Source organism: uncultured Cellulomonas sp. (assembly GCF_947494015.1).
GTDB lineage: Bacteria > Actinomycetota > Actinomycetes > Actinomycetales > Cellulomonadaceae > Pengzhenrongella.
On the sequence record NZ_CANLTL010000024.1, the window covers coordinates 23,397 to 31,612 of the forward strand.

The 8,216-nt window shown below is 76.6% G+C and carries 9 protein-coding genes; all 9 read right to left on the bottom strand.

Translation table 11 applies throughout. The annotated features are described in order from the left end of the window. Positions 1-68 precede the first annotated feature (68 nt). Complete coding sequence (locus tag Q0840_RS18500; RefSeq protein ID WP_298462456.1) at positions 69-1,772, bottom strand: flagellar hook-length control protein FliK; 1,704 nt, start codon at positions 1,770-1,772, stop codon at positions 69-71. After that, positions 1,769-2,293, bottom strand: coding sequence for a flagellar export protein FliJ (locus Q0840_RS18505; protein WP_298462459.1), 525 nt, complete (start codon positions 2,291-2,293; stop codon positions 1,769-1,771). The genes Q0840_RS18500 and Q0840_RS18505 overlap by 4 nt, the downstream gene beginning before the upstream one ends. Further along, positions 2,293-3,633 (bottom strand): FliI/YscN family ATPase, encoded by a 1,341-nt coding sequence (locus Q0840_RS18510; protein ID WP_298462462.1) that lies wholly within the window; start codon positions 3,631-3,633, stop codon positions 2,293-2,295. Before Q0840_RS18510 ends, Q0840_RS18505 begins: the two co-directional genes overlap by 1 nt. Then, on the bottom strand, positions 3,630-4,271 hold the full coding sequence (locus Q0840_RS18515) for a FliH/SctL family protein (RefSeq protein WP_298462465.1): 642 nt from the start codon (positions 4,269-4,271) through the stop codon (positions 3,630-3,632). Before Q0840_RS18515 ends, Q0840_RS18510 begins: the two co-directional genes overlap by 4 nt. Next, positions 4,264-5,265 (bottom strand): flagellar motor switch protein FliG, encoded by a 1,002-nt coding sequence (gene fliG / locus Q0840_RS18520; RefSeq protein ID WP_298462481.1) that lies wholly within the window; start codon positions 5,263-5,265, stop codon positions 4,264-4,266. The genes Q0840_RS18515 and fliG overlap by 8 nt, the downstream gene beginning before the upstream one ends. A 68-nt stretch (positions 5,266-5,333) precedes the next feature. Further along, a complete protein-coding gene (gene fliF, locus Q0840_RS18525) occupies positions 5,334-6,914 on the bottom strand; it encodes a flagellar basal-body MS-ring/collar protein FliF (protein ID WP_298462468.1) in 1,581 nt (526 codons plus the stop codon). Then, positions 6,914-7,231, bottom strand: a complete 318-nt coding sequence (gene fliE / locus Q0840_RS18530) for a flagellar hook-basal body complex protein FliE (RefSeq protein WP_298462470.1) — start codon at positions 7,229-7,231, stop codon at positions 6,914-6,916. The genes fliF and fliE overlap by 1 nt, the downstream gene beginning before the upstream one ends. Next, positions 7,231-7,641, bottom strand: coding sequence for a flagellar basal body rod protein FlgC (gene flgC / locus Q0840_RS18535; RefSeq protein WP_298462473.1), 411 nt, complete (start codon positions 7,639-7,641; stop codon positions 7,231-7,233). Before flgC ends, fliE begins: the two co-directional genes overlap by 1 nt. Continuing rightward, entirely contained in the window at positions 7,641-7,982 is a 342-nt protein-coding gene (locus Q0840_RS18540) for a flagellar basal body protein (RefSeq protein ID WP_298462476.1), read from the bottom strand. The genes flgC and Q0840_RS18540 overlap by 1 nt, the downstream gene beginning before the upstream one ends. Positions 7,983-8,216: the final 234 nt, after the last annotated feature.

The window sequence follows — 8,216 nt, forward strand, 5'->3', positions numbered from 1 at the left end:
TCGGGCCGGTGGTGCCGGCCGGTGGTGGTCCGGGTCGTGCGCGTGCGGTCGGGCGGCGTCGCGCGCGGTCAGACCGTGATGTCGAGCCCGCCGCGACCGGCCGACCCCGGGACGGGTGCGGCCGGCGCCGCGGTGGACGCACCGGCGACGCCGGTCGGCGTCGCGGTGGTCCGCCCCTCGCGGCCCCCCTGCTCACCGGCCGGGCCGTTGCCGCCCCAGCCGGTGTCGGTCCCGGTCGACTGCTGCCGGCCCGTCCCGAGAGAGATATCGGCAGGCAGACCCGCCGCGATGAGGTCTCTGCGCAAATCGGGCAATGCGACCTTGAGCGCCTCCCGCGCCTGCTCGGTCGCACCGAGCAGCTCCACCCGCACCCCCTCGGCGCCGATGTGCGCCCGGACCCGGACCGGCCCGATCGTGTCCGGCGACACCCGCACGACCATCACGTGCTCCCCCGCACCCGCGGTCCGCAGTGCGGCCAGCGGGGCGGTCAGCTGGGTGGCGACGGTCCGCTCGGGCAGCACGCTCGGCAACGGCGCGGTCGGGGCGCTGGTCGCCGCGGGGGCGCCGACCGGCGCGAGCGGGGCGGCCGGCGGCTGACCGGCGCGGGCCGTGGTGGCGTCCACGGTCACCGGGGCGACCGGCGTCGCCGCGGTGTCCCCGGGGGCCGCCGGCCCGGGGCCCGACGGCGCGACCGGCTCCATGCCCGCGGTCAGCGTCCCGGCCGCACCGGGACCGGCCGGGGTGGACCACGTCGCCGTCGTCCCACCGGCACCGGCACCGGCGGCGTCCGCCGGGGGGGCGGTGGCGGTGTCGGACGGCGTGGCGGGTGACCCGGCCGGGAGGGTGGCACCCGCCGGCGTCCCGCCGGGCGGCGGCGCCGCGGCAGCGGCGGGCGGGGTCGTGGCAGCGGCCGGCGGGGTCGTGGCAGCGGCCGGCGCGGTCGCGGCAGCGGACGCGGGGTCCGTGCCCGTGGCCGCGGCTGCCCGACCGGGGGCGGGGTGGCCGGACGACGGCGTGACCGCGGCGGTGAGGGGCTGGTCGACCGCCCCGGTGGGCGACGCCGGCGCGCCCGCGGGCGTGGTCCCCGGCGTCGCCTGCGTGCCGGTGGCGGCGGCCGTGTCGGCGCCGGTGGGCTCGGTGGTGAGCGTGTCGGCGCCGGTCGCGCCGGTGGCCGAGGCCTCGGCGCCCGCGCCGGAGCCGGCTGCGGCGGTCCCCGTTGCCCCGGTGCCGGCGGCGTCCGTGCCGGTCGTCCCGGCGCCGGTCGACGCGCCAGGCCGGGCGGCATCGGCGGGCGTGCCGGTCGGGGTGCCGGTCGGGGTGCCGGTGGCCGACGGCTCGGCGGGCCGGTCCCCCGGCGCGCCCGCGCGGGGCGCGTCCTCGCGCGGGCTGCGCCGGACCTCCGCGTCGTCGCGCGACGGTGCCGTCCGGCGCACCTCGCGGTCCTGCGCCCGACGGTCCGCCGCCGCGTCGGCGCGCAGACGTGCGGCGTCGGCCGCGTCGGTGCGGCGGTCGGCCGCGGCGTCGGCGCGCAGACGGGCGGCGTCGGCCACCTCGGTCCGACGGTCGGCCGCGCGCAGGGGCTGGCTGCGCGGGTCGACCGGGCCGCGGTCGCGCAGGTCGCCGAGCTGCGGCTGGGTGATGCGGTGGTGCACCTGGCTGCCGAGGACCGCGGCGAAGTCCTGGCCGCGCTGCGCCGGCGAGGTGCGCGGGCGCGGCCCGACGACGGTCGGGTCCGTTCGGCCGGTGGCGGGGCCGGAGATCGGGGTGCTCATGCGGAGGGCTCCTGGGGTCGGCGGGGCAGCGCGGGGCGCCGGCTGCGGAGGGCGGTGGACGGACGGACGGCCGGTCCGGCGGCGACGTCGGGGGCCGGGTCGGCCGCGGGGCGGGCGGTGCGGGCGGCGACCTCGTCGAGGGCGTGCTGCTCGGCGCGGGCGTCCTCGGCCAGGACCGCGGTGCGGTGCTGGTCGTGCAGCTTCTCCAGGCCGACCGTGCGCGAGCGCGCGGCCGACCAGTCGGCGGTGTGCTCGGTCACGCGCTCACCGGCCTGGTCGACGGCGATGGCGGCGTCGGCCAGCAGGTGGGTCAGCGCGGCGCGACCGGTGGTGGCCACCCGCCACGCGCCGGCGTCGCCCGTGGCGGGCATCGCGTGCCCGGCGAGCCCGGCGAGCGTCGCGCGACGCGCGGCGTCGGCGCGCTGCAGGCCGGCGTGCGCGGCGGCGAGCGCGGCGGCGGCCTGCTCCTCCTGCAGGGTCCGCAGCCGCAGCAGGCCGGCCAGCCGGAACGCCCGCTCCATCAGGCGACCCCGAGCAGGCCGACCAGGCGGCCGAGGCGCTCCCAGGCGTCCGCAGCCGGCACCTGGTCGTCCATGCCCTGCCGCAGGAAGTCGTCGATGGCGTCGGCGTGGGTGACGGCGGCGTCGACCAGGGGGTTCGTCCCGGCGGCGTAGGCGCCCACGTCGATGAGGTCCTGCGCCTGCGTGCGGGCCGCCATCACGGTGCGCAGCGCGGTCGCCAGCGCCTTCTGCTCGCGGGTGGTGACCCGGGACGCGACCCGGGAGATCGAGCCGAGGGCGTCGATGCTCGGGAAGTGGCCGGCGACGGCGAGCCGCCGGTCCAGCACGATGTGGCCGTCCAGGATCGAGCGGGCCGCGTCCGCGATCGGCTCGTTGTGGTCGTCGCCGTCGACCAGGACGGTGTACAGCCCGGTCACCGAGCCGGTCGCGCCGGTGCCCGCGCGCTCGAGGAGCTGGGCCAGCACGGAGAAGGTCGACGGCGGGTACCCGCGGGTCGCCGGCGGCTCGCCGACGGACAGGCCGATCTCGCGCTGGGCCATCGCGACGCGGGTGAGCGAGTCCATCATCAGCACGACGTCGGCGCCCTCGTCGCGGAAGGACTCCGCGATCCGGGTGGCGAGGAACGCCGAGCGCAGCCGCACCAGGGCGGGCTCGTCGGAGGTCGCGACCACGACGACGGAGCGCGCGAGGCCCTCCGGTCCGAGGTCGTCCTCGAGGAACTCGCGCACCTCGCGGCCACGCTCGCCGACCAGCGCGATCACGGTCAGCTCGGCGTCGGTGCCGCGGGCGATCATCGACAGCAGGCTGGACTTGCCGACCCCGGAGCCGGCGAACAGGCCCATCCGCTGACCGCGGCCGACGGCGGTCAGGGTGTCCATCACCTTGACGCCCACGCTCAGCGGGGTGTCCACCCGCTGGCGGGTCATCGCGTTCGGCGCGGCCTGGGCGATCGGCACGCTGCCCGAGCTGGCCAGCGGTCCCTTGCCGTCGATCGGGCGGCCGAGCCCGTCCAGCACCCGGCCGAGCAGCCCGTGCCCGACCGGCGCGGTCAGGGACCGGCCGAGGCTGCGTGCCGGGGCACCGGCGCGCAGGCCGTCGACCGCGCCGAGCGGCATGCAGCGGACCGAGTCGCGGGTGGTCGCCACCACCTCGGCCAGCACGTCGCTGCCCGGCTCGCCGATGCGGACGAGCCCGCCGACGGCGCAGTCCACGCCGGCCACCTCGACCGACAGGCCCAGCACCGTGCGGACGGTGCCGACGCGCTCGGGTGCGGCGGCGACGAGCGCGGACCGCCAGCGCGCGTCGCGACCGGTCGCGCCGGCCGGTGCCAGGGTCGTCATGCCCCGTCCCCCGCGCCGGCGATCGCGGTCATCGCACGCTCGACGGCGGTGGCGATCCGGGCGTCGAGGAACCCGTCCGGCAGCTCGCTGACGGCGTCGCCGGGGCGCAGCGTGGGGTCCGCGACCAGCTCGACACCGGCCGGCAGCTCGACCGGCAGGTCGCCCGCGGCGTCCGACAGCACGGCCAGGTCCGCCGGGTGCAGGCGGACGGTGTGCACGCCGGCGTCCGACGGCAGGCTCAGCGCCCGGGCCAGGGCGGCCCGGGCGCGGTCCGGACCCTGGGCGAGCTCGGCGCCCAGCACGGCCTGGGCCAGCAGCACCGCGCCCTCGTCCAGGCTGGCGGCGGCCGCCTCGAGCACCGGCACGACCCGCGCCCCGGCGGCGTCGGCCGCGCGGCGCAGCACCGCCAGCGCGGCGGCGACCTGCGCCTCGCGGGCCGCCTGCGCGGCCCAGTGCTCGGCGTCCTGCGAGGCCCGCTGGGCCCGCGCCGCCTCGGCGGCGGCCCGGGTCCCGGCGGCCCAGCCGGCCGCCCACCCGGCAGCCCGGGACTCCTCGACCGCGCGACCGGCCGCGCCGGCGCCGTCGAGCACGGCGCCGACCGGGGACGGGCGGAACGGGGCCACGACCGGCTCAGACATACTCGTCCTCGCCCTCGCGGCGGATCACGATCTGGCCGCTCTCCTCCAGGCGACGGATGGCCTGGACGATGCCGGCGCGCGCCTCCTCGACCTGGGACATGCGGGTCGGGCCGAGCAGCTCGATCTCCTCGACGAGGTTGTCCCGGGCCCGCTCGGACAGGTTGCCGAGGATCTTGTCGCGGACCTCGTCGGTGGCGCCCTTGAGCGCGACCGACAGGGACGCGGTCTCCACCCCGCGCAGCACGAGCTGAACGGCGCGGTCGTCGAGCATGACGACGTCGGCGAAGACGAACATCCGGCTGCGGACCTCCTCCGCGAGCTCCTTGTCGCGGATCTCCAGGCCCTCGAGGATGAGCTTCTCGGTGCCGGGGTCGGCGCGGTTGATGATCTCGACCAGCGGCTGGACGCCGCCGACGGCGGACATCTCCTGCGGCGCGAGCACCGAGGACGCCTTGCGCTGGAGGTTCTCGGCGACGACCGCGACGACGTCGGGCGCGGCCCGCTCCATCAGCGCGATGCGGTGTGCGACCTCGGCCTGGGCGTCGCCGGGCAGGCCGGCCATGATCGCCGAGGCGTGCTCGGGACGCAGGTGCGCCAGCACGAGCGCGATGGTCTGCGGGTGCTCACCGGTCAGCAGCGAGTGGATCTGGCGGGCGTCGGCCTGCTGCAGGAACTCGAACGGCTGGCCGGCCATCTGGGTCGCCAGGCGCTCCATGACGCTCGCGGCGCGCTCGGCGCCCAGGGACGCCTCGAGCAGCTCCTGGGCGTAGGACAGCCCGCCGCGCGCGATGAGGTTCGGCCCGGCGATGGAGACCGCGTGGAACTCCTCCAGCACGCTGTCGGCGGTGAACCCGTCGACGTTCTCCAGCCGGACGATCTCGGCGGTGATCTCGTCGAGCTCCTGCTCGCCGAGCTGGGCCATCACCTTGGCGGCACGCTCGCGGCCGAGCTGCATGATGACGACGGCGGCCTTCTGCACCCCGGTGAGGCTCATGGTGGGCCGCGGTGCTGGGGCGGGGACCGGCACGACGGCGGTCTCCTGGGCCTCGACGGTCGCGACGGTCATCGCTTGCTCCCCTCCACGAGCCACCCGCGCAGCAGGTCGGCGACCTCACCGGGCTGCTCCTCCGCCAGGGCACCGATCTCGGCGCGGCGGACCGCGGCCTCGTCGACCGCCGGCTCGGCGGACGGCAGGGCCAGCGCCTCGTCGGTCGGCTCCCAGGGCAGGCGCGGCTCGTCCACGATCTGCAGCTCACCGAGGTCGAGCGCCTCGCGGCGGGCCTTGCTGGAGCGGCGCTTGGCGATGATCGCCATCACGATCAGCAGGAGCAGGACGCCGCCGGCGATGCCGGCGTTGCGGATCAGCTCCGCCTGGGCGGCGGCCTGCTCCTCGGCGGCAGCCGCGGCGAGCGCGGCCTGGGCGGCCTCGGCGGTCTGGGTGTCGAACGCCATCCGGGACACCTGCACGGTGTCGCCGCGGGCGGGATCGATGCCCGCGGCGGCCGTGACCAGCGCCTCCAGGTCGACCATGTTCAGCGCGGCACCCGCGGCGGCGTCGACCACCACGGAGACCGACTGGCGCTGCACGCTGCCGGGGGCGGAGGTGGTGTGCTCGGTGACCTTGTTGACCGCCGGGTTCAGCACCTCGCTCTCCTTGAGGTACGTGCCGTCGCCCGCGCCGCCACCGCCGGGCACGGCGATGTTGTCCGGGCCGAGCACCCCGCCGACCGGCGTGCCGCCGGTGCCGGTGTACTCCTCGCGGGTGGTGGAGGAGGACAGCGGGGGGACGCCCGCGGTCGCGTCGAAGGTCTCCGACGTCCGATCGGTGTTGTCGTAGTCGAGCTCGGCGTTGACGGCGACCACGGCCTTGCCCGGGCCGACCAGGCGGTCGAGCATCGTCTGCACCGCGGAGCTGACCCGCTGCTCGTACTCACCGGTCTGCTGGTCCGACAGCCCGCTGCCGGCGGCGCCGCCGATGGCGGACAGCACCCGGCCCTGGGCGTCGATGACGGCGACGTCGGACGGGTCCATGCCCTGGATGCCGGCCGAGACGAGGTGGACGATCGACTGGACCTGACCGGCCTCGAGCGTCACGCCCTGCTTCGTCTGGACGAACACCGACGCGGTCGGGTCGGCCTTCTCGGCGACGAACACGGTCTCCTCGGGCATCGCGAGCTTGACCGTCGCGGCCTCGACCCCGTTGATGGCACCGATGGTCTTGGCGAGCTCGCCCTCCATCGCCCGCTGGAAGGTCACCTGCTGCTGGAACTCCGAGGCGGTCATGCCCATGTCGTCCAGCAGCGAGTAGCCGCCGCCGTCGGAGTCGGCGGGCAGCCCGGCCGCGGCGACGGACAGCCGGGTGGCGTACAGCTTGTCGTCCGGCACGAGGATCGTGGAGCCGCCGTCGGCGAGCTCGTACGCGACGCCCTCGCCGTTGAGCTGGTCGACGATCGCGCTGGCGTCCGCGGCGGACACGCCGGAGAACAGCGGGCTCATCGTCGGCTTCGTCAGCCAGCTGGACAGGGCGACCATGCCGAGCACGAGCCCGGCGACGCCGATGATGGCCAGCGTGCGCTGGGCGAGGGTGAACTGCGCGACGACCGCCTTGAGGCGCTCCATCACGGAGGTGAGCTGGGCGGGCATCAGGCCTGCATCCTCATGATCTCGGTGAAGGCCTCGACGGCCTTGTTGCGGACGGCGGCGGTGAGCTCGAGGGCGACCTTGGCCTGGCTCGAGGCGACCGTGTAGTCGTGGATGTCGTCGAGGTCACCGGTGACCGCCTTGAGGGCCAGGTCGTTCGACGTCGACTGCATGCTCTGGACGTTGTCGATGGAGCCGGCCAGGGCGGCACCGAAGGCGGCGTCGGCCCCCGGGGCGCTCGGCGTCGCGGTGGGCTCGACGGCGGCGAGGTAGCCGGTGGGCGCCACACCGGTGACGGCACCGATCGCGGGGATGGACATCAGGACCGTCCGATCTGCAGGGCTGCCTGGTAGGACTCCTTGGCGCGGTCGACGATGGCGGCGTTCGCCTGGTAGCCGCGCTGGGCCATGATCAGCTGGGTCATCTGGCTGGACATGTCGATGTCGGGGTAGCGGACGTAGCCGCCCTCGTCGGCCAGCGGGTGGTCGGGCTCGTAGACCATGCGGCCCTCGGCGCTGCCCAGCTCGATGCCGCGCACCCGCACGCCGTCGCCCAGGCCGTCGTTGCCGTAGTTCGCCGCCTCGGCCACGACGTACTTGGCCTGGAAGGCCGCCTCGTCGCTGCTGCGGACCGTGTTGATGTTGGCGAGGTTGTCGCTGACGGCGTCGAGCCACTTGCGGTGCACGGTCAGACCGGTGCTCGCGATCCCGATCGCGCCGAACGTCGTCATCAGGAGGTCCGCATCGCGATGCGCAGGGACGAGAACTGGCCGTCGACGGCCTGCGTCGCGAGCTGGTACCGCAGCTGGGTGTCGACGTTGAGCAGCGTCTCGGCGTCGAGATTGACGTTGTTGCCGTCCTCGCGCGTGGGCTCCAGCGACCGGGCGACCGACGGTGTCACCGCACCCGAGCCACCGGAGACGGCGGCCGCGAGCGAGTCCTCGAAGGCGACTCGACCGGCGAGGAAGCCGGGAGTCTGGATGTTGGCCACGTTGTCGGCGATCACGCGCTGACGCAGCGCGAGACCGTCCAGCGCGCTGTTCAGCGCGACGAAGGACACGGATTCGAACACGGGGAGGCCACCTCGGGAAGACGGTGAGAGTCGGCCGGTCCGTGGCCTTCGAGTCGAGCGATCCATGCTCAGGCTCCCCATCGGGCGCCCCCCGGGTGGTGTGAGGCTTTTGTGTGCGCGGTTCCCCGCCCCGCCCGCCCGCACCCCCGCCCCGCCGCCCCCCCCCCCCCCCCCCCCCCCCCCCCCCCCCCCCCCCCCCCCCCCCCCCCCCCCCCCCCCCCCCCCCCCCCCCCC

Excerpts from the sequence above, each read along its gene's own strand:
- Q0840_RS18500 (WP_298462456.1), bottom strand. The coding sequence starts at position 1,772 with ATGAGCACCCCGATCTCCGGCCCCGCCACCGGCCGAACGGACCCGACC.
- Q0840_RS18505 (WP_298462459.1), bottom strand. The coding sequence starts at position 2,293 with ATGGAGCGGGCGTTCCGGCTGGCCGGCCTGCTGCGGCTGCGGACCCTG.
- Q0840_RS18510 (WP_298462462.1), bottom strand. The coding sequence starts at position 3,633 with ATGACGACCCTGGCACCGGCCGGCGCGACCGGTCGCGACGCGCGCTGG.
- Q0840_RS18515 (WP_298462465.1), bottom strand. The coding sequence starts at position 4,271 with ATGTCTGAGCCGGTCGTGGCCCCGTTCCGCCCGTCCCCGGTCGGCGCC.
- fliG (WP_298462481.1), bottom strand. The coding sequence starts at position 5,265 with ATGAGCCTCACCGGGGTGCAGAAGGCCGCCGTCGTCATCATGCAGCTC.
- fliF (WP_298462468.1), bottom strand. The coding sequence starts at position 6,914 with ATGCCCGCCCAGCTCACCTCCGTGATGGAGCGCCTCAAGGCGGTCGTC.
- fliE (WP_298462470.1), bottom strand. The coding sequence starts at position 7,231 with ATGTCCATCCCCGCGATCGGTGCCGTCACCGGTGTGGCGCCCACCGGC.
- flgC (WP_298462473.1), bottom strand. The coding sequence starts at position 7,641 with ATGACGACGTTCGGCGCGATCGGGATCGCGAGCACCGGTCTGACCGTG.